Annotated in this window: 35 protein-coding genes; 20 read left to right on the top strand and 15 right to left on the bottom strand. The window is 54.7% G+C overall.

All coding sequences use genetic code 11. The features are described 5' to 3' along the window. Nucleotides 1-244: 244 nt before the first annotated feature. Complete coding sequence (locus SynM161_RS07075; RefSeq protein ID WP_186540500.1) at nucleotides 245-484, bottom strand: hypothetical protein; 240 nt, start codon at nucleotides 482-484, stop codon at nucleotides 245-247. A 525-nt stretch (nucleotides 485-1,009) separates the two neighbouring features. Next, on the bottom strand, nucleotides 1,010-1,285 hold the full coding sequence (locus SynM161_RS07080; RefSeq protein ID WP_186540502.1) for a hypothetical protein: 276 nt from the start codon (nucleotides 1,283-1,285) through the stop codon (nucleotides 1,010-1,012). Nucleotides 1,286-2,220: 935 nt separating this feature from the next. On the opposite strand from SynM161_RS07080, the gene SynM161_RS07085 reads away from it, so the two are divergent. After that, nucleotides 2,221-2,400, top strand: a complete 180-nt coding sequence (locus SynM161_RS07085) for a DUF4278 domain-containing protein (protein ID WP_186540504.1) — start codon at nucleotides 2,221-2,223, stop codon at nucleotides 2,398-2,400. 1,169 nt (nucleotides 2,401-3,569) lie between these two features. Next, nucleotides 3,570-3,803, top strand: coding sequence for a hypothetical protein (locus SynM161_RS07090; protein ID WP_186540506.1), 234 nt, complete (start codon nucleotides 3,570-3,572; stop codon nucleotides 3,801-3,803). A gap of 215 nt (nucleotides 3,804-4,018) precedes the next feature. On the opposite strand, the gene SynM161_RS07095 is transcribed toward SynM161_RS07090, so the two are convergent. From SynM161_RS07095 to SynM161_RS07105, 3 genes are all read right to left on the bottom strand, one after another. After that, a complete protein-coding gene (locus SynM161_RS07095; RefSeq protein ID WP_186540508.1) occupies nucleotides 4,019-4,498 on the bottom strand; it encodes a nucleoside deaminase in 480 nt (159 codons plus the stop codon). Nucleotides 4,499-5,564: 1,066 nt separating this feature from the next. Further along, nucleotides 5,565-5,816: a hypothetical protein gene (locus tag SynM161_RS07100; protein ID WP_186540510.1), complete on the bottom strand. Its 252-nt coding sequence runs from the start codon at nucleotides 5,814-5,816 to the stop codon at nucleotides 5,565-5,567. 323 nt (nucleotides 5,817-6,139) lie between these two features. Beyond that, nucleotides 6,140-6,394: a hypothetical protein gene (locus SynM161_RS07105; protein ID WP_255441734.1), complete on the bottom strand. Its 255-nt coding sequence runs from the start codon at nucleotides 6,392-6,394 to the stop codon at nucleotides 6,140-6,142. Between the two features lie 1,098 nt (nucleotides 6,395-7,492). On the opposite strand from SynM161_RS07105, the gene SynM161_RS12095 reads away from it, so the two are divergent. The 3 genes from SynM161_RS12095 (at nucleotide 7,493) to SynM161_RS07115 (ending at nucleotide 8,646) form a co-directional block, all read left to right on the top strand. Next, nucleotides 7,493-7,624, top strand: a complete 132-nt coding sequence (locus SynM161_RS12095) for a hypothetical protein (RefSeq protein WP_255441735.1) — start codon at nucleotides 7,493-7,495, stop codon at nucleotides 7,622-7,624. Nucleotides 7,625-8,269: 645 nt separating this feature from the next. Then, a complete protein-coding gene (locus SynM161_RS07110) occupies nucleotides 8,270-8,422 on the top strand; it encodes a hypothetical protein (RefSeq protein WP_186512982.1) in 153 nt (50 codons plus the stop codon). A gap of 62 nt (nucleotides 8,423-8,484) precedes the next feature. Next, entirely contained in the window at nucleotides 8,485-8,646 is a 162-nt protein-coding gene (locus SynM161_RS07115) for a hypothetical protein (RefSeq protein ID WP_170951390.1), read from the top strand. A gap of 2,169 nt (nucleotides 8,647-10,815) precedes the next feature. Here SynM161_RS07115 and SynM161_RS07120 read toward each other — a convergent pair. Continuing rightward, nucleotides 10,816-11,310 carry a hypothetical protein gene (locus SynM161_RS07120; protein ID WP_186540512.1) on the bottom strand — a complete coding sequence of 165 codons (495 nt, stop codon included), beginning with the start codon at nucleotides 11,308-11,310 and terminating at the stop codon, nucleotides 10,816-10,818. 190 nt (nucleotides 11,311-11,500) lie between these two features. Between SynM161_RS07120 and SynM161_RS07125 the strand changes: the two genes are divergently transcribed. From SynM161_RS07125 to SynM161_RS07135, 3 genes are all read left to right on the top strand, one after another. Then, nucleotides 11,501-11,701, top strand: a complete 201-nt coding sequence (locus SynM161_RS07125; RefSeq protein WP_186540514.1) for a hypothetical protein — start codon at nucleotides 11,501-11,503, stop codon at nucleotides 11,699-11,701. Between the two features lie 774 nt (nucleotides 11,702-12,475). After that, nucleotides 12,476-12,664 (top strand): hypothetical protein, encoded by a 189-nt coding sequence (locus SynM161_RS07130; RefSeq protein ID WP_115132832.1) that lies wholly within the window; start codon nucleotides 12,476-12,478, stop codon nucleotides 12,662-12,664. Nucleotides 12,665-12,774: 110 nt separating this feature from the next. Continuing rightward, nucleotides 12,775-13,164, top strand: a complete 390-nt coding sequence (locus tag SynM161_RS07135) for a putative quinol monooxygenase (RefSeq protein ID WP_115161896.1) — start codon at nucleotides 12,775-12,777, stop codon at nucleotides 13,162-13,164. Between the two features lie 42 nt (nucleotides 13,165-13,206). Here the strand turns inward: SynM161_RS07135 and SynM161_RS07140 are convergent, their stop codons facing one another. Continuing rightward, a complete protein-coding gene (locus SynM161_RS07140; RefSeq protein WP_186540516.1) occupies nucleotides 13,207-13,461 on the bottom strand; it encodes a hypothetical protein in 255 nt (84 codons plus the stop codon). Next, nucleotides 13,454-13,846, bottom strand: a complete 393-nt coding sequence (locus SynM161_RS07145) for a hypothetical protein (protein ID WP_255441736.1) — start codon at nucleotides 13,844-13,846, stop codon at nucleotides 13,454-13,456. Before SynM161_RS07145 ends, SynM161_RS07140 begins: the two co-directional genes overlap by 8 nt. 341 nt (nucleotides 13,847-14,187) lie before the next feature. Here SynM161_RS07145 and SynM161_RS07150 point away from each other — a divergent pair, with 341 nt between their 5' ends. Then, nucleotides 14,188-14,475, top strand: a complete 288-nt coding sequence (locus SynM161_RS07150; RefSeq protein WP_186540518.1) for a DUF1651 domain-containing protein — start codon at nucleotides 14,188-14,190, stop codon at nucleotides 14,473-14,475. Between the two features lie 176 nt (nucleotides 14,476-14,651). Here the strand turns inward: SynM161_RS07150 and SynM161_RS07155 are convergent, their stop codons facing one another. Beyond that, nucleotides 14,652-14,843, bottom strand: a complete 192-nt coding sequence (locus SynM161_RS07155) for a hypothetical protein (protein WP_186540520.1) — start codon at nucleotides 14,841-14,843, stop codon at nucleotides 14,652-14,654. A 185-nt stretch (nucleotides 14,844-15,028) separates the two neighbouring features. On the opposite strand from SynM161_RS07155, the gene SynM161_RS07160 reads away from it, so the two are divergent. Together SynM161_RS07160 and SynM161_RS07165 are read left to right on the top strand one after the other, a co-directional pair. Next, complete coding sequence (locus SynM161_RS07160; RefSeq protein ID WP_115009204.1) at nucleotides 15,029-15,208, top strand: hypothetical protein; 180 nt, start codon at nucleotides 15,029-15,031, stop codon at nucleotides 15,206-15,208. Nucleotides 15,209-15,846: 638 nt separating this feature from the next. Further along, nucleotides 15,847-17,610 carry a gamma-glutamyltransferase family protein gene (locus SynM161_RS07165; RefSeq protein ID WP_255441737.1) on the top strand — a complete coding sequence of 588 codons (1,764 nt, stop codon included), beginning with the start codon at nucleotides 15,847-15,849 and terminating at the stop codon, nucleotides 17,608-17,610. Nucleotides 17,611-17,626: 16 nt separating this feature from the next. On the opposite strand, the gene SynM161_RS07170 is transcribed toward SynM161_RS07165, so the two are convergent. After that, on the bottom strand, nucleotides 17,627-18,019 hold the full coding sequence (locus tag SynM161_RS07170; RefSeq protein ID WP_115161890.1) for a DoxX family protein: 393 nt from the start codon (nucleotides 18,017-18,019) through the stop codon (nucleotides 17,627-17,629). A gap of 424 nt (nucleotides 18,020-18,443) precedes the next feature. Here SynM161_RS07170 and SynM161_RS07175 point away from each other — a divergent pair, with 424 nt between their 5' ends. Together SynM161_RS07175 and SynM161_RS07180 are read left to right on the top strand one after the other, a co-directional pair. Next, nucleotides 18,444-18,617, top strand: a complete 174-nt coding sequence (locus tag SynM161_RS07175) for a hypothetical protein (RefSeq protein ID WP_186540524.1) — start codon at nucleotides 18,444-18,446, stop codon at nucleotides 18,615-18,617. 16 nt (nucleotides 18,618-18,633) lie between these two features. Beyond that, a complete protein-coding gene (locus tag SynM161_RS07180; protein WP_186540526.1) occupies nucleotides 18,634-19,515 on the top strand; it encodes a GNAT family N-acetyltransferase in 882 nt (293 codons plus the stop codon). Nucleotides 19,516-19,667: 152 nt separating this feature from the next. On the opposite strand, the gene SynM161_RS07185 is transcribed toward SynM161_RS07180, so the two are convergent. Further along, complete coding sequence (locus SynM161_RS07185; protein WP_186540528.1) at nucleotides 19,668-19,895, bottom strand: DUF3136 domain-containing protein; 228 nt, start codon at nucleotides 19,893-19,895, stop codon at nucleotides 19,668-19,670. Nucleotides 19,896-20,040: 145 nt separating this feature from the next. Here SynM161_RS07185 and SynM161_RS07190 point away from each other — a divergent pair, with 145 nt between their 5' ends. The 4 genes from SynM161_RS07190 (at nucleotide 20,041) to SynM161_RS07205 (ending at nucleotide 21,604) form a co-directional block, all read left to right on the top strand. Then, nucleotides 20,041-20,259 (top strand): CP12 domain-containing protein, encoded by a 219-nt coding sequence (locus SynM161_RS07190; protein ID WP_115162222.1) that lies wholly within the window; start codon nucleotides 20,041-20,043, stop codon nucleotides 20,257-20,259. A 63-nt stretch (nucleotides 20,260-20,322) separates the two neighbouring features. Continuing rightward, nucleotides 20,323-21,009, top strand: a complete 687-nt coding sequence (locus SynM161_RS07195) for a response regulator transcription factor (protein WP_115132776.1) — start codon at nucleotides 20,323-20,325, stop codon at nucleotides 21,007-21,009. 83 nt (nucleotides 21,010-21,092) lie between these two features. Further along, nucleotides 21,093-21,332 (top strand): DUF3136 domain-containing protein, encoded by a 240-nt coding sequence (locus tag SynM161_RS07200; protein ID WP_186540530.1) that lies wholly within the window; start codon nucleotides 21,093-21,095, stop codon nucleotides 21,330-21,332. 23 nt (nucleotides 21,333-21,355) lie between these two features. After that, nucleotides 21,356-21,604 (top strand): hypothetical protein, encoded by a 249-nt coding sequence (locus SynM161_RS07205; protein ID WP_186540532.1) that lies wholly within the window; start codon nucleotides 21,356-21,358, stop codon nucleotides 21,602-21,604. A gap of 43 nt (nucleotides 21,605-21,647) precedes the next feature. Here SynM161_RS07205 and SynM161_RS07210 read toward each other — a convergent pair whose 3' ends face one another. Continuing rightward, a complete protein-coding gene (locus tag SynM161_RS07210; RefSeq protein ID WP_011364523.1) occupies nucleotides 21,648-21,812 on the bottom strand; it encodes a hypothetical protein in 165 nt (54 codons plus the stop codon). Between the two features lie 532 nt (nucleotides 21,813-22,344). Then, nucleotides 22,345-22,764 carry a hypothetical protein gene (locus tag SynM161_RS07215; protein WP_115009208.1) on the bottom strand — a complete coding sequence of 140 codons (420 nt, stop codon included), beginning with the start codon at nucleotides 22,762-22,764 and terminating at the stop codon, nucleotides 22,345-22,347. Between the two features lie 168 nt (nucleotides 22,765-22,932). Here SynM161_RS07215 and SynM161_RS07220 point away from each other — a divergent pair, with 168 nt between their 5' ends. Both SynM161_RS07220 and SynM161_RS07225 read left to right on the top strand, forming a co-directional pair. Continuing rightward, a complete protein-coding gene (locus SynM161_RS07220) occupies nucleotides 22,933-23,109 on the top strand; it encodes a hypothetical protein (RefSeq protein WP_186540534.1) in 177 nt (58 codons plus the stop codon). Between the two features lie 131 nt (nucleotides 23,110-23,240). After that, on the top strand, nucleotides 23,241-23,423 hold the full coding sequence (locus SynM161_RS07225) for a hypothetical protein (protein ID WP_186540536.1): 183 nt from the start codon (nucleotides 23,241-23,243) through the stop codon (nucleotides 23,421-23,423). A 422-nt stretch (nucleotides 23,424-23,845) separates the two neighbouring features. Here SynM161_RS07225 and SynM161_RS07230 read toward each other — a convergent pair whose 3' ends face one another. Together SynM161_RS07230 and SynM161_RS07235 are read right to left on the bottom strand one after the other, a co-directional pair. Continuing rightward, nucleotides 23,846-24,022, bottom strand: a complete 177-nt coding sequence (locus SynM161_RS07230) for a hypothetical protein (RefSeq protein WP_255441738.1) — start codon at nucleotides 24,020-24,022, stop codon at nucleotides 23,846-23,848. An 8-nt stretch (nucleotides 24,023-24,030) separates the two neighbouring features. After that, nucleotides 24,031-24,300 carry a hypothetical protein gene (locus tag SynM161_RS07235; protein WP_186540538.1) on the bottom strand — a complete coding sequence of 90 codons (270 nt, stop codon included), beginning with the start codon at nucleotides 24,298-24,300 and terminating at the stop codon, nucleotides 24,031-24,033. 100 nt (nucleotides 24,301-24,400) lie between these two features. Between SynM161_RS07235 and SynM161_RS07240 the strand changes: the two genes are divergently transcribed. After that, nucleotides 24,401-24,658: a hypothetical protein gene (locus tag SynM161_RS07240; RefSeq protein WP_186540540.1), complete on the top strand. Its 258-nt coding sequence runs from the start codon at nucleotides 24,401-24,403 to the stop codon at nucleotides 24,656-24,658. Nucleotide 24,659 lies beyond the last annotated feature (1 nt).

The following is a 24,659-nucleotide window of genomic DNA, read 5'->3' on the forward strand; positions in this document are numbered from 1 at the left end:
GCCTGCTCCATACGGACATACACGGGAAGCAGCTTCGAGGGGACCTGCCGGAGGAACTCCCTTTCAGCCATAACCGTGGCCAACGCATGGATCAGTTGCCCTTTTGGTTTGCGTAGGTGAAGACCTCAAGCACTTCTGGTGAGACCTCAGCACCAACCTTGTTCCCGTCCCTGAGCAGAACTCGCGCCACCCTCGAACCTCCAGCGAAACCAGGCGGTGGAGATTGGTTATTACCGCTGCATCCCTAGGTTTCCTGATCAGCGTGCCTTCTCCACGGAGTCCATGGATGCTGGGCTTGAGGAGCAATCTCCTGTTGAACTGCGATGTGCTGTGCTGTCTCGGCTTTTTGCAGGGCTTGCTGATCGAGTTCCGCAGAAAGAAACAGTCCTGCAATGAAGATCATGAGGATGCTGAGGAGTACCGCGACCAAATACATCGTTGACCGAGCGATGGCTTGTTCCTGCTCTCTACTCAGGTCGCCCATGGCTTGGCCCAAATCTGGTCAAGATGTATCAGTAAGAACTCTTTGCTGCGATTACAGAGGGTGTTGTTTTGTGTGCTCAGTTCAAGCTGGTGGGTTCCGCCCCGCCCGGCAATCCCAGTGAAACAGAACAAATTTCAAAGGAGATCCCTACAGACAACGCTGGTCTGACTCCCTGCATCGCAGGAAGGGAGTCAGTGCAGTGACCAACGCCCAATGGTCAACGGAACAACCATTGGAAAGAAGGAGCCTTCGTCTGCACCTTCCGGTTCCACCATGGATTAGGTGAAACAAACCAGGGAACGCCAATGACACGTTGAGACGGAACAAATGACGTGCCGCGATGTTGAGGCGCTTGAAAAACGGTAAGAGCACCGCCATCTCGGTCTCTTCCTCACCCAATGGCCTGCACCAACACCCAAGCTGCTGCAATCAGTATCACCTGCCAAGTGGCATGACTTCAGATCCACCAAGAGCTCTCCCTTTGGTGGCAAAGGCGCGCATTCACTGGCACCTTTTTGCATCTGGTCAAAAACCATCTTCATCAAGAAGGAAGAGGTCACCGAGAAAAGGGTCATTGGTACCCGCTTCTTCATTGCCGAGAACTGCCTCACGGATGGCTTCATCTGCCTTGAAATAAATGAGGTCATCTCGCTCAAGATCAACTCCGCGCATCTCTGGATGACCACCAACAAGCTGGCGCGCTTCCTGCCATTCGGATAATCGCTCATAGAAAAGCTTTCCGAGATAATCAAGCAACGCAAAACTAGCAAGCAAGTAGAAACAAAAATTGAGGAAAGCCATCTCCCCTCCTCGTCTCTATGGACAACTTATTCCTCAAGATCGATTTCGAGAAGTGGTGTAATTACCACAGTATTTTTACTGGTTGTCCATGTGAATAAAACAGAAAAGAGACTTTCTTTCCATCCGCAACGAAGGACTGGATCGAACGTCGCCTCGAAATGGCGAGTCTGGATGAGTGCCCTTGCGGTTCTGTCGCAACGGCGACAGGCAGGTGGGCAAGTGAACGGAAATGATCGCTTAAGTCATTTCACACCCATGGGTTTTCTCGCTGTCGCCGGCTGCATGCTGTTGGCCACTGCAATGTCCGCAGCTTTAAGCAGCAAGCCTTCGAAGGCCTGATGGTTGGGAGGGGGCGAGCTTGGCGGCGGCCCCCAACAGATCAGGTCAGCTTCAAAACGAGGCACTGAACAGACCTAGGCCAACCCTAGGTTTTTTAGTGCTTGCACGTACTAAGCATTAGTACCGGATTGGCAAATGGGAATCGGGCTTTGGCTGCTCCGAAGATGGTTACCGCTCAAAATCAAGACTCCTTCTTCACCTTCGGCAAAACCTTGGTGAGATAGAGATGAAAGGGGGTCTTTTTTTTGGAGATGTCCTCGGTGCAAATCCTTCCGCCACCCATGATGGTCCAGCATTGGCTTGTCATCGCTCTCCTATCGGCTAATCCAGGTCTAGCCACGTTGCGATAAGGGGATGGGGCGGGAAACAACACCCTCCCCAATTGGGGGTAGCTAAGACGCATGAGCATGAGTTGATTGGGTATGCCGATGGGGTTGCTGGTAACTCCATCAGCCGTCGAGCAAAAGCCCTGTCTTTTACTGCAGGGCTTTTCTCTACGAATGCCGAAGGAGGCTTCGGAACACCTCTCTCGGTTGCTAATGGAAACCCTGAAACCGTCACGACCAGGTTTTCTCTCCTATTCGAGGAACATCCCCATGAATGATCTGCTGTATCGAGGTCAAACCTACAAAGCACCCACACCCAAGCCAAAGACTTGTTTGGAGCTCACGTACAGGCAGGAGCACTACAACACATGCCGGCAGGTTGGGTCACGACCGATCGACCAAATTCACCTCACCTATCGAGGAGCCTGTTACATCAAGCACCGGGGATAACTCCAGATTGAACAGGAACCTGTTGCTTTGGTCAGGACGTTAACGCGTGGTTGGAAGGTACAACCAAAGACCAGCTCGAAGTTAGCCGAGCACTGAATGTCACGACTCGTATGCCTCAGGTTCACTGATGGTGTGTTCTGTCTTCTTGTTGATCGGCATCGTGTATAACAATAAGAAGGAAAAGAATCAACCAGATGAATGGAACAACAATAGGTTCAATCATAATCCCCTCCCATGTTGTCGGGATGCATCTTTTTTGGCAGCCTCAAGCATGACCATCAGGGCGTAGAGACCAATGAGCAGTTGGGCCGCAAGTGGTTCAAACATCTGCTCCTCCTCGAAGAGCTACTTCTGGTCTAGATCCGATGATCTTGAGATCCATTAAAAAGAGCAGGTTTGTTACATAAACTTGGCGGATCGACAAGCAATACTGTCGCTTTGCCGTGGCTGGATGCTCGCAGCAACTCCATTCCGTTGAAACAAGCTTTGTCGTCCTGGTGATCAGGCCAGGCATGCCCTCAACCAGAGGCGGGATTCCTGAAGGTGGTTAAGCGCGAATGCTCCTAAATGGGGGTAGTGCCGTGGAACGCCAAAGCCAGAGACTTCTTAAAGCATTAAAAATGCTTGATGTGGTTCGTTCAGTGTTCATGAGCGTGTGGGCTGCGTGCACGGTGATGGGGTTTCAAAACGCCATGCCGCCCCGCCTCAAAGGCCGATTAGCCCTCTCAAGACAGGCAAACCATTCCCGCACCTTGCTGGATGGTCACACCAGCTGCCTCATACCACCCACTGGGATGCTCTGCTCTCCTGACGCTGGCTGAAGCGAGGTTGCTGCAAACACTGATCGAGAGAAAAAAGCGCCTCGACCCACGAAGCGCCTGAATCTCAGCTCAAACTCGATAACACATCAGCAAATTATCGATGCCAACCATGACCTCCTCTCGTATCAACGAGAAGCAGGTAAATGACACAGATAATCAGCAACAAAGAATAAACATCCATAGGCACCCATTGGCTTATTTAGTTCTAAGACAGTCGTCGATGACTGCATCGAGTGGTTACAAACAAAAATGCCTAGCAGGCCTCACTGTCATCAAAAGACACTCTGAACGCAGCCAGGTTTGAATCCGTCCTGATTCAACTGGCACAGTGACAGTTGAATCATTTTGGTGGATGAAGTTGAGGTGAGTGGGATGTTCTGTGTTCACAAGCAAGTTGCTCATGGTGAATGTCTCGATCAATGCTGTTTCAAGACTGAGTTTGACGCCTATGTCTCAGCGATGACGAAATCAACAAGGACTACGGGAACGTACAGGGTCTATGACTCGACATTCCAAGAAGTGACCATGGCGTTCGAAATGGGAATGGAAATCGACGTCGGCGGAAAAGAAACTGCAGCATGATCATGAGGGTTGCCGTCCAGCAAGCCACTGCGGCAGGGCAGCTCAATCCCCTTGGTTGCGACGAGAGCCCCAGATGGGGGTGTCGAGTTGTGCTTTAAAGGAGTTAATTGGCAACAGGGAGACGTCTTGGACCCCGTCTCCCGTGTTCGAAGCCAAAGCAACCCTGGGAGAGTTCAGTTCACTCCTGGGGTTTTCTTTCTGAGTGGATCGGTGATTCAGTAGCGAGCACCGTCAGGCAACTGACGAAACTCGGCCCACACCGCCTGGGCTTCGCTCTGAAGGATCTGCTGCATTCGAATTTCCTTTTCCAGCACCGGTCTGCGGATGTCGTCATTGATCGCCCGATCCGAGAAGAGATCCTCGTAATCGCTCCAAGATGCTGCATAGAAGACCTGGCGAATGTTGGCCCAGTAGGCGGTGGAATAACACATCGGACAACATTCACAGCTCGAATACATCACGCAACCACTGAGATCCCAGTTCTCGAGGGTGCGGCAGGCCTGGCGGATGGCATTGACCTCAGCATGGGCACTGGGGTCCTTGTCCTGAATCACGCTATTGCCTGCGGCGGCGATCACTTGGCCGTCCTTGACGATCACTGCGCCAAAGGGACCACCGGTTTTGTACACCACACCGGCATCCCTCATCACCTGGATCGCCTGCCGCATGAAGGCTTCATCTTGATCCGAGGCCATGGCGTCCCCATTGAACAACTCCTCCAAAGCTGGCAGCAGGAAAGCCTCGGAACGGAAATGAAACGCTTTGGCGCTTCTTACTCACCCAAGCCAGTGAGGGATGGCTGCTCGCCCATCCCCCCTACCGCCAACTCAGGGAGACTGATTAAGCCGACCAGGTTGGAATTCCATCTGCGCAAAGACGACCTCGCTCAAAAAACAACTCTTTTGCGGAAATAGCGATTCCGTTGAGGTTGCAGTACCAGGCAGCTTCAGTGGTGCTGGTTAATGCACGCAGCCCTTTGGCAAATTCGGCATCTCTACCAATCCGTCGCTTGAGCTGGTGCGCTGGAGTCAGTCTTTTCATCGCGTCCTCAGTGGCTGTTTCCTGTCTAGACAGGAAGATGATTTTTGGGATCAGCTTTTCTGCTCATCACCAGGGCGACGAACGGGAACCAAACCAGATGATTGAGGTTGGTTAAGTACCTATTTATTTTTTCCATTCTTGATGATAAATAGTGAAAAGAGGATAAGGAGCGGTATGTCTTTTAGCTCTAAGCAGTGCTCGCTTGAACGTATCAAGCCAGTTTATTTGAGGCCAAACAATTTAAAGCCGTCCCCCTCCTGGCAGATGGCCGAGAGGCACTTTCGCAACCGCAGAGAGGATTACTGGAAAAATCGCTGCTCAATAGATCCAGACGCTTCAGCTTGCAAAATTTTTGACGAGTAAAGGAGAACGATCATGTCAATTCATGTTTTGCCCCTCGCCAACGGCGATTGTCCAACCTTGATCTGCGAAAGCGCAGAAGTTTGCTATTTTGGCGACTGGCGGGTGGACATTGACCATTCAAAACACGAATGGATCAATTTGATCCCTGGGCTTGGTGATCTTCCCACGGATTCAGGCTACAGGTTGGGATTGGATTACGGCTCTATCCCTTAACGACTCATCCGAGCCTATTAAACAGCCTGCGGATTTCTGGATTTGAAAACCACAAGACGCTAAGTCTCTAGGCATGGCATGAGGCTTAGGTCTCCTATCCCTCTGCTCACAACAGTCTTTTAGGCAGCAGAGGGCTTCTAAAACTCAGAGCCCTGAGGATTGAAGGGCTCTCAGGCTCAGCATCAAATAGGTTCGAAATGATCCAAGAGCCATGAGCTGGTCGGCTGTTTTGTCCTGGGTGGAGTCGTCCAAAGAGCTTTCAAACTCAAAAAGAATTTCGCTTAAGCGATCCTCCCAATCCAGAGCAACTTCTTGGGCGAAATCATCTTGCGATACCTTTGCCTTGAGAAAGCTGCAGAGCTGACTGAAGCTGACGGAGTCTGGAATCGTGTTCATCACATTCCTCAGACATTATGAAAATACTAAAGGACAAGGTCCCACCCCCTTCCTTGGGTTAATCAAACGCAAATGAGTAATGCCTGAGGATTAACTCCTGAATGATTATCATTCCCCAAGCAGTGCACTGACAGCGAATGAATGTTCTGCGAATGGGGCTTCAGCTACGCATGCAAGGATGATTTGATGCCTTGATTAACCGAGGTACGTTGCAGTCAGACAACAAGCGACAATAAAAAGACCGTCTTCCATGAGAGGTAGACGGCCTGTTGATGTTGTTTTGGATGAGTTGAAGAACAGCTGAATCGAGCTGTATCCGACAATCAATCCACCTTGAGAGACAGGAACTGCTGGTCTGCTTCAAGCAACTCTTCATCGTCTTCAACATCCCAGCCGCCATAGAGCAGATGAAGAAGCCTCGATACATCCAACTCCCGGTCGGCGACATCTTGCCAAAGACGACAGCTCAACTCCAAGTCAGCAAGGACGAATTGTGCATGGGCCAACTCACGGGCCAAAGCGAAATAGCTTTGCCTGTCATTGCGGATGCGGCATTCCATCGCTGCACCCACAGACATCAGAAGGCGCTGTTGGCTTAGAGACTTAGATTGGGTCTGCATGGTTCTCCTGGAATGCATTGAGGCAGGGGCAGGCGCTCTCCCCCTGAAAAGAAGGCACAGCTCGCTCGTTCGTTCATTCTTGACCCCGCGATGCGATCGGGGGATGAGAGGCCAGCCCATCTACGACAGGAATGGGGTGACCTCTCCTATTGCTCGCTTCCGACACCCCTGTGATTGCTGAACAGGGGCCATGCCATATGCCATTGCTGGCGAGAGGCGAAGTGTCGGGCCTTTCAAGCTTCTGGGGCCAAGGTTCCAGGTGATGGACTTTCTGACTCAATGTTGAGCGCCCCCCGGCAGTGATGGTGCCGAGATTTAGGGCAAGCCCATGGGTGGTGAGAAAACTCGTGGAGCAGATGCTCGAAAGGTCAGGCGACTTCTAAAACCTGCTCGGTTGGACCGTCGTCTCTCATTGACGCCTCCGATCTCAGTTGACTCACTCTCGTCAGCGGACACGCATAAGGCAATCGGTCTTAACGCTCATTGCCTTACGAGGCAAAATCGTCGAAATTGAGAACGATTTGCTGAGCGGAAAGCAGATAGCAGCTCAACCTACCCACAAAAAACCCTCCTGCATCAAAGAAAACAGGAGGGAAGTCTGATCTCCATCAATCCAATGACCTGAAATGGCATCGGGAATGCTCGGACCTAACAATTCATAGACCTAGTAACCGTGTCCCCTCTTCATCGGCTGGTCTCGGTAAGGAGTCATGCCAATTGGGGGCGGAACATGGCTCTTCTCCTCTGCATCAATCGCACCCATGGCATGGGCGAAAGCATCTCCAAACCACTTCAGAAAACCCTTCATAGGACCTCTCTGTAGGAACTGACTTAGACCTAGGACGGAAGTGTCTTTTTTGGAACTAGGTACTTAACCCAAGTTTGGACAATGGGCTTGAGAGGATAAATACTTAGGTACTTTATCTTCATTCATAACAGGCTTGCCGCTTGCAAGCCATCATCGTATTTTCTCTCTTGAATGAACTGGAGGCGGGTATGTCTCTTGCCCCTTCACTTGTTCGGAGAACAAATCTAGGCGGGACAATTCACATGCTGGTGGGTGATAGCAACCCCCGCTACCTAGCCGAGTTGAACGGCAGCCGTGTTTACTGCGACGACATGGCCACCGCCGAGGCCCATCTTGACTACTGGAGCAAGGAGTTATTGCACTGCTGGGGAAGGCGGTAACAAAAAATCTGGAAGCGGCTTCACTTCCAGATCAGTCTGCACGGCAGAGAGCTGCTTCCGGGTCAACTCTCTGCCCTGTCACTCAACGGCTGCGAGGCCGTCAACAGCTACCCCCAGATGGGAACAACATCCGACTTAGGACGTCGAGCCCTCACCTGTCATCTTGGTGTTGACACAACTAACGCTCAACATGTTGAGCGTTCGATCCAGAGAAAAACCCCGGAGTGACGGCTCCAGGGTTTACTTCGGATACGAGGGAAAAGCACTGGTCGTCTCAGGTCCAGGGCTTTTGCTCGAGGACCAGTGGAGCTTCTAACGACACCACCGGCTTATTCAGTCAACTCCTGTTTGCTATGCACCAATACCCCCGCATGGGGGTATCAGGCTTCTCATTTGGATGAGAGATTCGTTTCACGCGGAAGGGCCGAAAGACCAAGACGCGAGATCTGCATCGGAGGTCTCAACAATGAGCAGAAGAGGAATGCATCCCCTGTTGATGGGGTTGGACAAGCCAGATCGCAAGGCCGAGGACAAACCTCTGGAAAGGCCGAGCACTCAGATGACTGGTCTTGAGTCACCTCAACACAAACGCTTCCTTCGTGCCGAGGCAGCAGACAAAACACAGGCCAAAACTGGATGAATGAGATGAGTCCGACCAAGCTCACCAACGCGCCCGAAGGTTTTGAGTACTACAGGGTCTGCGACCAGGAAGGGGTCTGTCATGTGGTCAGGGGAATGCAGGAAGTTCGGCGACTTCTTGAGAAGACACCTGGTCTGAATGTCACCAAGATCCCCTGATTAAAGCCATCACGCTCTGGAGGGCTTGTCACGCAATACCACTCACTTGCTTCGAGGGGGGAATGACCTTTTCCTCAGAACAAATCCAACGTGCCCGTGAGCTGGCGCGAGAACGAAGAAAACATGGCGCGATTCAACGCCTGCTGATCGATGAATTCAACTTGCGACCCGCCCAGTGCCGTGCGCTCCTGATGACCGCTCTTGCAGACGAGAAAGCTGCTTGATCAATCCTCGATTATCGCAGCCAAGCTGTGTTAGCACCGATAGGAGTGACTCAGGACGAGCCTTGTACTGCATCCAACAAGAGGACGCTCCTGATCATTGGATTAAGGATTTGTGCTTTAAAACGGAGGTGAGGGCCTATCTGCGGGCACGTGTCATGTCGAGGGTTAAAGCGTGCAGTTACAGAGTTGTTGACCAGACCACTAACGATGTGAGAGCAATCGTTCGCGACGGTCAAGATTTGATTGGGTGATGGGAGTCCGAGTCAGCTCTTGCCATCTCTTGAACTGAGGGCTCACTGGCATTCGATGCACGCAGGATTCGTATGTCTACGTTGCGTGCATCGTCCTCTTTAGGGAGAGGGGATTCGATGGAATAGACGAAACTGACAGCTTCATCCTTGCTGCCAAGCGACATGCCGAAGCTGCCTTGCATGAGACGTCTCCAAAGCTGACGGCACTTGAGAAAGCGATGTGGCTGAAGTTGAAAAGAGGTGAACGCCCCTGCAAAAACAACACGTGGTCGTAGGCGAACAGTGATCTGCTCTCAAGGTGGAAGGCCGCCCCTCCCAGCTGGAAGAGACGGCCTAGTTCGCTCGTTTGTGCATGGTTGAACCCGTGATGTGATCGGGTGTTGAGAGGCCAGCCCACCTACGACAGGAATGAGGTGGCCTCTCTTATTCCTCGCTTCCGACACCAACTGTCCCTTCCATCCCATCAGGAGCAGAGGTCAAGTCGTAGTGCCATCTCTGGCGAGGGGCGAAGCGTCTGGCGTGGTGGCACCTGGGGCCATTGGGTCCAGGGGTGTGGCTGATGAAGCTCCGGGGCACCTGAGGCGGTGAAGCTTTGGCCTACGGGACGGTGCAAGTTGGAGTGTCGATTAGCGTGGCGTTTCGCTCGCCTCGTCAAAAGACCAGCCTCACGGGTGGGTGGAAACTGTTGGAGCAGGGGCCAGAAAGTCAGTCTGCTTCTGCTCTTTGCTCAGGTGGAGTGTCGGCCGTCATGGGCTCCTCCGATCTCGATGGACATACTTTCCACCCGTCAGCGGTTAATGGCTATCCGAGTTAACGCTCATTGCCTTCTGGGGCAAAACCAGCAAATGTGTTGATGGCGTGCCTCACCCAGCTGTGGTTTTTTCAGATCCACCCAGCTGAGCCACTGATGATCTGTGGTAGGTGCCGAGCTGCAGAACGACAGCACATGTCTCCCAGCTCCTCCCTTTGACCCTGTTCCATTTCTCCCCAGGCTTCATAGAAAAAAGCGCAGGACAAAAAAAGCCGGGGCATCACACCCGGCTCATGCGCAGATGACCCTGTTTATCGGCTTCCGATCAAAACGCAAGGGGCTGTGTCAACACAGTCCAAGCGATCACGCTGGTGATGCGGTAACGCGCTGCCAACTCACCTGACGGAAACAGCCGACAACGAAATCGATCTCAGGCTTACTTAACTTGATGGAGATAACGCTCGGAGATAACGCTCCAGCGTGGCTTGTTTGCCTCGACTTCTGCTTCCTTCGCTAGATGCAAGAACTACGCTTTTGATAAGCGCTTTTGCTGGGCTTCTGGAGGAAAATGCATGAGCTTCTCCAATAATTAAAAAGCTATGACGGTGCAGCAAACCACAAACACGAAATTAACCAAACTCAAATGAGTATTCACTGAGAACGATCATCAAAGAATGAGAATCATTTTTACAACCTCGCCGTTCCGTTGGCGTTAAACCGACCCCACCTTGGGGGAAGTGTCAAACAAGGGGCGCAGACCTCTGAAGGAGGACAAACTTCAGAGGTCTTTTCTTGGCGGGTTATGAGGCGTCGACGCATGCGGCATGAAACCCCAGGCTTAGATCGCCAGCTCATACGCAAGTGTTGTTGTGAGCCGACCCATCGAACCTCCGAAAATACCGGACGTCACTAGGTGTTCTGCATCCACCGAACAGTGCCGTAGAGGAGGACCATCACGCCAACGATTGCTGCGCAGGCCACAGCTGTGAGTAACAGGGTGTGAAGCATCTGAGCCTCCCTTCGTCTGATCTTTTTCTAAAGGTGCCGCACAGAAATACAAAGAGGGCAACCGGCCTATTTCGTTCCTTTTCCCGTCTTGATCAACAGGTCAGTGGCTGGTTGTTTCATCACTCACAACATTCACACCCCACACACGAGCAATTCCCCTTAACGGCTGAGGGGCATGACTTCAGATCCACCAAGGGATGTTCCTTTGGTGGCCAAGTCGTACATCTCTTGGTGAATATTGTCCGATTCGTTGCTGAACCAATTGGTCAACTCTGGCTGCACAATTTTTTTGGGGCCCAGGTCAATGAAGGAATACTCAAGCGTGATGAAGTCACCACCAACCGTGCGATAACCAAGCTCAAGAAGCATCTGACCGCTTGCAGATGGGGCTTCTATCTGTGCTTGCGTTGCCTTGAGGCTGAGCTCCACCAACTTGCTTGCAACCGTGCCATCACCGGATGCATCCCTGATTCTGATCATCAACGCTGATCCTTTGCTTTGCCTTAGCATGAGATGCGTTTGCTTCCTCAGAAGCCATTGACATGCAATGGCATTGGCCTGAAGCGAGGTCTTGAAAAACGAGAGGTCGTCCTGGAGATCCTGGGGCTTTTTGTGCTGCTTGAGTAAACCGAGTTTCGAGAGCAGCCACTTCATCGCATCATTTCCAAACGAGACAGTAAATAGCCCATTTCTGGGCTGGCGCGAAAGATTCTTTTTATCGCTTAACCCGAGTATCTATTGTTACCAAGAAACTTGAGTGAATGACATTGTCGAAGTGTGAGCGTTGTAACGACCAAACGAAAACGATGAAAGCCATGACAGGGGAGATTTGCCAGCACGCTGCATGGCTCAAGCAGATTTGATCGTGCAGACCCCGCACGGTTCATCCATCCAAAAAATCGAGACCGGCAAATTTCTGGTGTGCGACAGCGAGAACGTGTGCTTCTTCACGCGCAGCCTCTACCTCGCCGAAGAGCAGCTGGAGGAAATGGAGCTTGGCTACCGGTTCCCGTATTCAACCAATTTCCGCAAAGCGCCCGCATGACATGTGGAGCAATTTGAGTAGCGGATTTCGCTGAATCAACTGGCTCCAATGGCTTATCTGTATCTCGTCCTGGTCTCATGCACCTAGCCCGGGACGCGGACCCATGTCAGCGGCAACTGCTGGGTCCGTTTGTCTAGCGAATCCAGCCGTTCTCCCGAGGCCAATCGAGCTTTTAGGCAGTCCGTATCAGTCGAAACCATCGCCGGGATCTACCGAAATTTTTGGCGGATCAGCACATCTTCAATAATTTCCAGACAAGCCTGCTGAATGGCCTCATCATTGAGCCCTCAGTTGCCACACACCAGATGTGGTGCTGAGCAGCACGGGGAGAGCGACCCTGAGGCTGGTAGAAGGGTTTCCCCGTTGAGAGCGATCAATGGGGAGATCTCTTTATGTCTGAAAGCTGTAGACATTCAGTGCATCGGGCACAAATCAGTGTGACGTAGCGAACGTGTTTATGCGGATACCGCATCGCTCGGGGAGGACTCGCTTCTCCTCGCGGTTCCGTGGCTCCACATCGTTAAGTCGCAGCTTGGTTGAAGGTCAGCCATCGCGGCAGAGGGAGCTGCTCAAAAACCTCGGCCACGCCCCTCCACACCAATCGATTCAATGTGTACTTGATGAGCAAATCATGAAAGAAATATAATTACCTATTTGCGATATTTAAAGCTTTGAAATCAAACAAGTAATCAAGTGCTTAAGTCGTCCCGTTATTTCATGGAGGACAGTATGCACAGTCAGAAGAACTCCCCGGCCTGCTTTTTGCGCTGGTCTGTGAGCAAAGTTGCTGACAGGCTTTATGCGGTTGCGGCAACGGTTGATGGAAAGGAATACGACTTTGTCGGCAATTTTAAAAGCGTTCGAGAAGCGCAACAAGCGGGCCGCCGCTACGCCGAAGACCTGGTTCACAACTCGATGGCTGGCGGTCGCTTGTCGCTGAAACAACAGCCTCTAGCGGCCTGATCGCCCCCATCAATTTGTGGCTTGAACACATGTTGGGTTCCCCTGGAGAGTGCACCTCCAGGGGTTTTTCAGCCTGATCCATGGAACACTTGGGCACCGCCTGAGAGCCCATGGTCAGCTTCGACAAATCCACACCGTTCATGTTGCTGGCGCGAATCCACGTCAAGCCCGGTTGTGTTGACCAGTACCTGGAGCTGGCTCGCGTCACCGACGAAGCCGTTCAAGCTTCTGAGCCAGGCATGATTCATCACACCTTTGATCAGGACCCAGACGATCCCCAGGCGTTCGTTTGGTCAGAGGTCTACGCCAACGACGAGGCGTTCAGCGCCCATGTGTCGAACCCTCCCGTTCAGCAATATCTGCAAAAGCATGCGGAACTTGGCGATGGCTTCAGCGTTGAGGTTTACGGAACGGTGGGCGATGACTGCCGGCAGCTGATGGAGTCGTTTGGACTTCCACTCAAGATCTTTGAAACCAAGCTCGGATACAGCAGGGTCTGAACAACCTGGCGGAAAGAATCCATCGAGTCTTGGAAATCATACCTATGGGTCGCTGTTCAGCTCATCCTTGAGCTTGTCAAGACGAGTTTTGAGTTGCCTGGCGCGACGGGTTGTGGGTTTGTTGTCATGGCCCTTCAGCGCTGATTTGATCACGGCGATCTCCTTCTCAAGCTTCCGTCTCCTGGTAAAGGAAAGCGCTTCCTGAGCAAGACCGATCAGAAAATCGCCCCGCGGGGCATAGCAAGGAGCATCTTCTTTGGACTCGTTGTATGCGGCCGCGTCCTCAGGATCAATCATGATCCAGGGCTTTCTCAGCGACATCGGCCGCCACAAGAAACACATAGGAGAGTGCATTCATATGACTGGCCAGATCTTTGATCGATTCAACGATTTCCTTTCTCGATAAACCACTCTCCCGCTGAAGTCGAATGATCTGGTGCGTCAGACGGGTTACATGGTCGCGACCGTAGTTGTAAGCAGTCCCAAAACAATCCTCACTCTGCTCATCAGTCCTGCAGGCTGCAGCAAAGTCTGAGGTAATTTTCTGGGAAAAATCTTCAACCTGGCGGCAGGGCATCGCTTTCTGGATTTGCCGGAATGTATGCGAGAAAAGAATGAAGCCCCAATAACTTTTCGAACCAATGCGTTGAACTTCGCATCCTTGCTTATCAAGTAAAGACAAAACTTTATGTTTTTTCTTGCAGAAACAAAAAATTGCTCAACATTTTTCGCCAAGACATCGATCCATACATCGACCCATGCAAAGGTGCTCTGCCTTGGTTGGACCGTGGTCGCAAGCCAAGGCCACCAGAAGCTTCTCTCAAGCCTCATTTTGACTGAGACAAGCTTCTTTTCCTCGAGGACAACAACAACTCATTCATCCATAGACCGTCGGACTCGCCAGCGTCGTTTGGGCCTGACCAGCGTCCTGCTCGATATAGCTCACCGTTCAAGCAGCGAATTCGCCATCGTGAAGCCGGGGCGTCGCCTCGGCAGCAGATGCTTTGCAGAGCTGTCTTCTGTTTGCCGTCGCCCCACCCCTTGCCCCGTTACCGCGCCACCCACGAACCACCACAACAGCCCGGCGGAGAAGGCTGGCTGGTGAGCGCAGAGCAGCAGAAGGTGGTGCAGTTCAAGCCAGATGCATCCACCTTTCATGCCCAGTGGGTGGCGGTGCGCACCTACAACTGGATCCCGCCCAACCCGCCGGTGCCTCAGACCCGGCGACGGATGCTGCGGCACAACGCCATCGAAGCCTGGAACACGATGCTCAAAACGGGCTGGCGACGCTGTCCACCACCGGTGCGCTGATGGCGAAAAAGACCGATCCCTTGCGGGACCGGCATGACGCGATCAGAAAAACACTTGGCTTGGTCTTAGCCCTTTCCATTGGACTCCATGGTGATGGGCTTGGGTGTACGAGTGGAACCATGGGCGCCATGACGCCTTGACGAAAGGGCGATCAGGCATAGAGAAAGAAGCGTCAATCACATTCCCTCCATCTCTGTCTCTGCGTCGAGCTCGAGGCCGACATCATCGATACAGGCTTGTTTGTCCACTTGGCACAACAGCTGCATCAGGTTCTTTCGATCAAGAGATGACAACTCACCGTTGATTTCCCACTTCAGGCAGGTTCTGCGCTGGCAGCTGCCGGTATGACCCTTAAGAACCTCAAACATGACAGCCTCCTTTGGGCTGATGATTTGATCCTTACGACGGATTGGTGGAGCTATTCCAGAGCAGCAATACCTAACTTTTCTTGGCACTCGCCAGAGCCCTCCAACCTTGAGCTGATGAATCTCGGTGACGAGTGCTGGCCCCCTGCGGCCTCTTTCGCCAACGTTATTGAAGTTGCGATCAACCGATGACCAACGGATCCGGCACCTGGGCCAACAATCAGCCCCCAGCAGCAGCCGAAAAACTTTGGAGAGGCCTGGCTCTGGTAGGAGCTTTCCACATCGGAGGAATGCTGATCAACGTCATCTTCCAGATGATGGGCAACAACAGCCTGGATGGAATTCCAGCCAAATTCCTCGGCCTCTGAGCCCATCTTCCACAACAAAACGGTTATGCGCCCCTGCAGCAGGCAGGGGTTTTTTATTGGATATCTGGGACGCGCCAAGCGACTCAGAGCCAGGGCAATCAAAGCGAGACCCAGCCATCTCGGGCTGAGCACAATTACCCATTGTTAAGGGAGATTGCGCAGCATTAAGTTCTCTTCGCATGCACGAGTCGTTCCCGAGGAGTGGGCTCTTCGGGAACCTTTTTTTGGGTAAGTTCCAATCAGGTGTGTGATGTATCCCGTAGGTGGGCCTGCGGATACATCTCCTCCTAAAGAACGGCCGCTTCTCGCTAACAGCCGAGAGGAGAGGAGCAGGCGAGGGAACCCGCTCCCTATTCCCTCCAGAAGCGTTTGCAGTGGTGCTCGCGCCGGCACGATCATCGGCCATGCGGGAATGATTCTCATTGAGCTGAAATGCCTATTCCACCTCCTGAGAATTCCCTGAGAAACGCTCCAATCGCACCTCGAACGGCCCTCCACTGATCCACTCTTGGAGTGAAGGCTGTGGTGCCTTCAATGCGTCAAGCAGGAGCGGGCTGAGGGGCCGGCTCTTTTTTTTGATCAGAAGGACAGCAGTAGGCCTCACGAGCCACAAGACTGAAACCAGCCGATCCAACGCCGTGCTCCGCAAGCTCAAAGCGTTGCTGCTGGCGCTGAGCCTTTGGAGCAGCCTCCCAGCATCGGCAGCCCCGATCAGCAGGGACGATCCGGAATCCACAGACCCCGGCCACAAGGGCATCTCCACCGCCCGCGGATCCGCCGTGGTTGTCACCGCCAATCCTCTCGCCAGCACTGCGGCGCTAGCTACGTTGAAGAAAGGCGGCAGCGCCATCGATGCTCTGGTCACAGCCCAGGCGGTGCTGGCGGTGGTGGAACCCCAGAGCTCCGGCCTGGCGGGTGGTGGTTTTCTGCTGCACTGGGATGCCACGCAACGCCAGCTTGCAGTGCTCGATGGCCGTGAAGTGGCCCCCGAACGCAGCCGCCCCGGCGATCTGCTTGATGCCGCGGGGGATCCCCTCCCCTGGCGTCAGGCCACCAGCCAAGCCAACGCCATCGGCATTCCCGGCACCGTGGCCCTGCTCTGGAAGGCCCATCAAAACCACGGCCAGCTGCCCTGGGCACAAAGCCTGCAACCGGCGATCCGCCTGGCCAGCGCTGGCTTTCTGCCGAGCCCGCGACTGTTGCGCTCCATTCGCTTGGCCCAGCGTTTCGGCGTGGCCCACAGCCCTGCATTTCAAGCGCTTTACCTGCCCGGCGGCCAGCCACCAGCAGCGGATCATCCCTTCCGCAACCCAGCCCTGGCACGCACCCTGAAACTGCTGGCCAGGAAAGGGGGACCAGCCTTTTATCAAGGGCCTCTGGCGGAGCAGATCCTGGACGGGGTGAATGCCCTGCAGGCCAGCGAGCCGAACTTCCGCGGCTGGAGTTCCGCTGATCTGAGCAGCTATGCCGTGGTCCGGCGAACTCCCCTCTGCAGCCAGCAGCTGCAGCACCGGATCTGCACGGTGCCGCCCCCCAGCAGCGGTGGCTTGGCGCTGCTGCAAACCCTGGCGCTGTTGAACCAAACCACCAACCTGGCCAGCTCCAGTGCAGCTGAGCCGCAGGTGTGGCGGCAGCTGGCCTTCGCCCAGGCCTGGGCCGATGCCGACCGGCTCTACTGGGTGCACGACCCCATCGATGGAGCAGTGCCCAGCGCAGCCCTGCTGGATCCGGCCTACATCGCCTACCGGGCCAGAACCATGCAGAGCACCAACGGCGCAAGGCCAACACCGGGGCTACCCCCAGGCATCGATCACTTTCCCTACGGCAGGCCAGATCAGGGCATCGAACAGGGCACCAGCCAGATCACCATCGTGGATGCCAGCGGCAACATTGCCTCCTACACCTCCTCGGTGGAGACGATTTTCGGGAGTCGGCACCTTGTGGGAGGCATGGTGATGAACAATCAGCTCACCGATTTCGCCTTCAAGCCCAGCATTGGCGGCAAACCGGTCGCCAACCGCCGGCTGCCCGGACGGCGACCGATGTCGTCAATGGCGCCGACGCTGGTGTTCCGCAAGGGCGAGCCGGTGCTGGCCCTAGGCAGCCCCGGCGGCCGCAGCATTCCCCATCTGCTCAGCCGGGTGCTGTTGGCGTCCTTGGCCTGGAACGAACCGCCGGCGCGGGCGGTGGGCCTTCCCCATCTCTCGCGCCGGCGCACAATGCTGGTGCTGGAAAGCGATCCACCGCTGCCCTGGCCGTTTCCGCTGCAGCAGCTCAAAAGCGAAGCAAGGCCACGGCGTCAGAGCATCGGCAGCGGCACCGCTCTGATTCAAAAAATAGGTGCTGGCTGGCAGGGGGCCGCTGATCCGCGCCGCGAAGGCACAGCCCTGGCCCTGCCCTGAGCCAGCCAGCCGGCGATCAACCCTTGGAGCGCAGGTGCGTGAAGCTGGGCACGCCATTGCCCCAGGCACGGGTGATGGCCAGGATCAACCCCCCGATCAGGGCCAGGTTCATCGCAAAGCCGCTGTCCACCGGGAAGGTGTGGAAGATCAGCGTGGTGGGCACCAGGAACAGCAGCAGCAGTGAGGCCCCCAGCACCGTGTTGCTGCCGAACACCAGCAGGATCGATCCGGCGATCAGCACCACAATCGCCGCCACCAACAGCACAGAGGCCAGGGGTTCGGGAATGCCCTTGGAGGCGATGAAGCCTGCGGTTTCAGCGAAGTTGGTGAACTTGGCCGGCAGGGCATTCACAAACACAGCCGCCATCAGCACCCGGCCGAGGAAATCGAACAGCTTCGAAGCAGTCATGGGGATCAGAAGCCCTTGGGGCAAAGGAGTCGTGATCAGCACACTAGAGAGCAACTGTTCACCAAGAACAGTCATGAAAAACCCCTGAGGAGCGAGCCTCAGGGGTTGGTCCCCTCATGAACATCCGTCCGACATCAGCGTCGCTTGGGAGGCTGATGAGCGGGGAAAGGAGAACCGAGCGCAACGGTTCGGATCACCCACGCGCCGTTTGATGCAAACAACGAATTGTCCCCAGATGGGGGATGAATCAGCGGGTTCAGACGCAGTAAGACAGTTCCATTCGAGGCAAAGCCATGAAGCTCGACCTTGCTCAAGCACAACCCATGGGAAGCCTCATTGTTGAGGGAACCCACCGGCCATTCCACGCCCTTGCCTGCGCCATTAGGCCAGCAACCGTGCGCATCGGACGAAAGGTCTCAGCGCAATGACAACTGCATCACAACGTTTTCTGGTTCGATACAAGAAAAACGACGGAAGCCAACACACACTGCAACTCCAGGCGGCCAATCCCCGGGAAGCACGCATCGTCGCTATGGAAACCGATGCTTATGTGCGCCGTTATCCAACCAGTGTGGATTCGATTCTTCAGGCCGCCTGACGCCACCTGAATAGTGATGCTTGAGATCAAACCGTTCATGCCAGCCGATCTCGACGTCGTGATTGGGATGGCCCGTGAACAGGATTTCGCTCCAGGAATGGGCGACATTGAGATCTATGCCAACACCGATCGCCAGGGAATCTGGTTGGCCTGGCAAGACAACGTGCCAGTGGGCTGCATCGCCGCCGTTACCTACAGCCCCAGCTACGCCTTCATCGGCCTGTTCGTGGTGAAGCCGGAGCATCGGGGTCAGGGAATAGGCCGTCGCCTCTGGCAACACGCCTTAAAAACCCTCAACAGCGTGGAGTGCGTCGGCCTGGAGGCGGCAGTCCAGATGGTGGGTTTCTACGAGCAAGCCGGATTTCAGAAGGACTGCATCACCACACGCCGGCAGATGCTCTGCCGCAGCGACCAATCAGAACACCCGAACACCACCCTGCTCCAACGCAGCGACATCACCGTTGTGCCACTGCGTGAGATCTCTCTCGAGGCGATTCAGCGCTACGACGAACGCCACGAAATCAGCCCACGGCCCCATTTCCTTGAACTGTGGTTACGCCACAGGGCAGGAGACGTGTTTGTGGCAAGAGATTCCCAGGGGACATGCCATGGCTACGTGCGCATTCGGCCTTGCCTACTCCCCATCGGTGAAGGTTGGCGGGTGGGGCCCTGGCTGGCAGAAGATCCCGCCATGGCATCGCTGTTGCTGAACAACGCCATCGATCGCCACAAGGGAATCGTTCTGATCGACACCCCAGGGCATAACCCATCTGCCAAAACGATCACGACGGCGAAGGGCTTCAAACCCATGGGCTCGACTGTGCGCATGTACAAGGGCCTGATGCCGGAGGGCCACGACCGCAACATTTATGGCCTGGCCTGCCTCGAGCTCGGTTGAATCTGCGGGTCTAGCAACCACTCCCTGAATTCCTGAGTCAACGCATAGCTCTCTTCATAGCGTTGCTCTTGATCAAGGACGGCAATTCTCTGCATCACATTGCTCACAATTTGAGCCCTGATGGCATTAGCTTCGGTTGACATCATCTCTCTTTAGGCATCAGTTACTGACGAAAACTCGGCCTGGATCATCAACATCAACCGCTCGGGCGATTTGTATTGCCGAGGCAAGGATCGGTGCAACAGGCGCAAACGATCCCAGCAAAGTGTTCGCTCAAGTTCAGTGCTTGTTTTCCCCTGCTTGATCAGTAGCTTCAAGGCCTTGCAGTACAGCGGATATTTGGCTTCGAGCTCTCCGATGCTGAGGTTGGATGTGCTCATGGAACCTTCACGCTGCCGAGCAGAACTATGCAATGAATGAGGCCGTTTTATCGCCTCCCAAATGGGGACAATTGCTCTGTCCCCGGATGGGGGTAGCTCAATAATCCAGCCAGCGCGTTAGATGGCTTGGATTGCAATTTTGAGCGTGGAATCAATCGAAACCCACATCGCCAAAGACCGTGAGGAACTGGCCAAGGCTCAAGCCAGCGGTGATGAGGCCAAGGCGCGTCACTACGCCACCGAGCTTGAGGGACTCGAGGCGTATCGCAGCCACCATCCCGAGGAGCACAAGGACCCCACCTCCCTCGAGGTGCATTGCGACCTGAACCCCGATGCTCCGGAATGCCGCGTCTATGACGACTGACGAAGGTCGAAACCAGATGGGCCGATTGGCCCGCAAGGATGGATAAAAGATGCAGGGAAGCCCATGGATCTGACCCCATACCTGCAAAGTGAGCCCAAGTCTCCCGACGAAGAGCCCCTGCTTTCCGTTGCCATCAGCGGAAGCATTGCCTTGGCAATGAAGGGACGATTTTTCCTGCGCTGCTTCTGCGAAAGTTTTAGCGAACGATCTCGTATCGGCTGTGCCGTTACGGATGAAGAGTCCTGCCTGAGTTATCTCAAAAAGGATTCCTTTGAGCTACTTCTCTGCACGGATCTACTTGAAAAAGGCAACGGCTTTGAGTTGGCGCGCAAAGCCCAAGAGCTTCAATCCGGCCTGAAGGTCGTGGTGCTGGCATTAAGCGATGCCATTCCGGTGGAATACGACAACGCGCCATGGCTGGAAGCCGTGGTTGCCGAAGCCGACATCATCGAAGACCGCAAACCTCTTGAAGCAGCTGTGCTGGCAGTGATGGGACATCACTCCTATCGCAGCCCATCACTACGCTCCGACGAACTTCCCTATCTCAGCTGCCCGCGACTGACACCTCGCGAATACGAAGTTCTCGACCGCCTCGCCCGCGGAATGTCCGATAGAGAAATCGCCGAGGATCTCATCGTCACCGAAGAAACCGCACGCACCTACACCAAACGGCTCCTGCGAACCCTTGAAGTGAACAACCGGGTTCAGGCGGTGCTGAAAGGAATGCGCTGCGGCATGGTTCAGATCTGAGCCATTGAATCACCCCAAATGGGGGTAGAGAGCAAGTCCCTAAAGGGGCATGAATGGATGGCGATAAGTGATGTCGAGAAGTGATGGCAACTATCACCTTCACCCATGAACCATCCCTCGCTGAACTGCGAGAAACAGAAGCGGTGTACACCCGCGCCATGGAATACCTGGTGGCAGATGGCGTGAAAGAAGGCGAAGCCAGCAAGAGCGTCTGCTGGCGACGCCTGTACCGACTCCATCAAGCTCTACCTGAGCGTTACGGCAACCCCCGCGCGCTCTTTCTTTCACTTCGTGCGCATCAGCGAAGCCAGAAGGCGGCCTAGTTACCTCGGCACTGAATCAGCCCATGGACAGTGAATATCAGCCAATCAGTCGGGTGGAACGGTTAACGGCAGCTCACCCCTGGTTGCTCGAGTCCCAGGCCTGGAAATTGCTCAGCATTAAGTACGTGCTGATTGGACCAGAGCTCACCATCCACAATCCCGATCACCTCGAACTGATCATGCAGGAGTGGGCCGATCATCTGGTGGAGATGGATGACGAAGCACTTCAGCAAATGTGTGCCTGGATCGATCGAAGCCGTCTTGAGGGTTAGTGGGGCAAGCCCTGACTCTTAAGAAAGCAGCACGTGACAAGCATCACTCCACCAGGAATTCGCTGCGCAAAGCCCGAGCATCCTGAATCCGCTGCCCCACCGCGAGCTGGCGGAGGCGGGTGTTCAGCCAGGCGCGCAGTCGGGTGGATGACACCGACTTGTTGAGCAGACCGTCCGAAGGCTCAGGCGTGCCGAAGGGAATCGTCATCAGCCACGCGCGGTGGTTCAGGCTAATCAGATCGCAGCCACGCCAGCCCCACTTTCAGCCGGTTCTGCCCTGAAAGGCAATGCGTGTTCGTGCTGATTGCCAGGGCCTGGCCCAGCCCCAAGACTGTGTGCATCGAGATCGGAGGCGTCCATGCGAGACGACGATCCAACCGAGCAGACGTCAGAAGCAAGCTGACTTTCAGGCCCCTGCTCCAACAGTTTTCACACCTCTTGTTGGGTGCGCCCTTCGACAGGCCTTGTGCGAAAGGCCAGGCCGATCGGCACTCCATCTGCACCGTGCCAGGTGCCCTAAGGAGCTCCCATCACCCGACCCCTTGGAACATGGCCCCAGGCGCCATAAGCCAGACGCTTCGACCTTCCTTCAGCCCCATCTGATGGATTGCGTCATGCACAAACGAGCGAGTTAGGCCGCCTGTTCAACGGAACGGGACGGCCACACCAACCCTGAACACTACCGTTCAGACACAGACCCCCGGCCCCTCCGTCACAGGGACCGGGGGTCTGCTGCTGATTCAGGCCTTGCGCTTTTGATCGGCCTGCCGCAGTTGCTCACGAAGGATGATCGGATCATCACAGTGGGATCTGCGGTAAAGCGCTTTGATCTTGCGTGACTCCTCATCGAGCAACTCCAGCTCAACCGCGTCTGCCATTCCCACGGTGAAATCTTCGATCTGGCGGTCTTCAAACTGATTCTCAAGAGCCATCAACTCCTTCAACGAATCACTCATATACAGACAACTCGACGCCATCAATTTGAGGTTTTCCCGGATCTTGATGTCGGCCTGCTCGCGAACATCCCGCGCCTTTTCCAGCGTGGCAATCAGATCACCACTGGCCGCCTCCTCAATCGTTGCCGCAGACACCGTTGAGGTTGTTGCACAACCGAGCACCAGCACCAGCAACAACGCCAGAACGGATTGCAGAACCTTCATCGGACCCCCATAAGACAGGTCACGTTAAGGGGAGACATCAGACGACGTCCCCTCAGATGAGGGAGACATTGCTTGGAATCACCACCCCACAACCCCTCGAGTGGGTGATGTGTGGCCCTCAGGTTTTGCCGATGCTGATGGAACACGAGCCGAGGAGAACCCAAGAGCATGACCAACACAACCGCCAAAGCCCAACTGCTCGATCTGCTGATCGAACCGCTGAAGGGATGCAAAGGGCTTTATGTCCATCGGCAGAACCTGATGCAACGGGTGATGCGCATGCCCGATCTGGAGGTGAGCGATCACCTCGATCGGCTCAGGGCCAGCCATTTCCCAGGCACCTGAACCATGAAGAGCCAAAGAGCCCAATTCTTAAGGAATGATGAGAGACGCAAAGAAAGCCAAACCCGTATCGGTTGTCGCAGTCCGGTCCAACCATGGATCCGTAGGACAGCTGCAGTTTCAAACGTGATCCCATGGCCGAGACCCTGCATCTGCCCTACTCCGTTCAAGGCAATGGAACCGTGGAATCGATCGGCAATCACCTGTATCGGGTCTGCGGGCCAGCCGGATGCACCGTTGTGATGGGGCTCAGCAACGCCCTTTATCTGAGTCGCAACGTGCCAGAGGTGGAACACCACCACCACTCACATCGATGACAAAAAAATCGCTCCAGCCATGGAGCGATTCATCCAGCCGAAGCAATCCCCATCACCCGGCTCACAGCACCAGATCTTGATGCGTTGGCCCGATAATACTCATCCAGCCCCAGATCTAGGGGGAGCACGATTACTTATGTAGAGCTCCTTGATCACACATCAACGCTGCATGTGGTGGCCTTGCTCGTTATATTGAGAGACCCCCATCACCCGGCCCGCCTCTTCGGCGGGCTTTTTTGTGGCTTTACGCCAGATGTAGCGCAGGGACAAACACTGCAAAGGAAAGCATAAAAAAGGAAGGGTTCCCTAATCCCTCCCCTGTTCGACGCAGTTTCCCCCTGTTCTGAGCTGGGGGTTACCTGTTCATTCTGTATCTCCAGGAACCAAACGGCATCGGTGATTGCACCTAGCGAACAGTCGCATCAGCGATCAAGCAGGCCAGCATCGATCTTGGCGTCGGGATTGAGCTTGATCAGCATCCAAAGCAACATGGCCGAGCAATCGCGATCACTCACGCCGTAGTCATATTTCCAGTCAGCCACCATTCCCTTGAGCTCATGCTGAGCCTGGGTGATGAACTCATCGTTCCATTCCTGCACCAACCGATTCAGTCCTCTTCGAGATCCTCTTCTGTGACGTAGAAGGGCTCATCAGAACCGGGCTGATTGTTCTCCAGCACGAGCACCTTGAGCGAATCATCGCTCTCAAACACAAAGAGGCCGTCCTCATCTGGATGCACCCCCTTCATTTCAGGGTGCTGGTTGACGAGGCGCTTGAGGCGGCGCTTCTCCTTCCAGAACTTGGTCCCTTTTTCAACCAGATAAACCGTCAGAGCCAAGTTCACCAGCACAAGGGCGAGGAACTCCAAGGCCTGCATAGATCAAAATCGGGTTCTGATGACCCTAGCGAGAGAAGCAGGGAGCGCCATAGCAAGCGATACCAACGCCCGCCAAGCTGGGATCAATCAACCGCGACGCATGGTCGACCACAACCAGCAAAAGCTCACGGCTCGCGAGATGGTTCGAGCTCACGCCTACCCCGTACTAGCGGCCGTCAGCAGTCTCAGCTTGCTCAGCATCACGGTTCTGCTGATTCCACAAGCCGTCAAAACCCATCGCTACAACCGCTGCATCGATGCGCAGATCGCCATGCGCGCCAGCATCAATCCCAAGGGAGGCACAGACCCCGGCAAGATGAACTACCTCAAAGCCGTCGAACACTGCGAAGGCTTCTGAA

This window comes from Synechococcus sp. M16.1 (assembly GCF_014279895.1).
Classification (GTDB): domain Bacteria; phylum Cyanobacteriota; class Cyanobacteriia; order PCC-6307; family Cyanobiaceae; genus Parasynechococcus.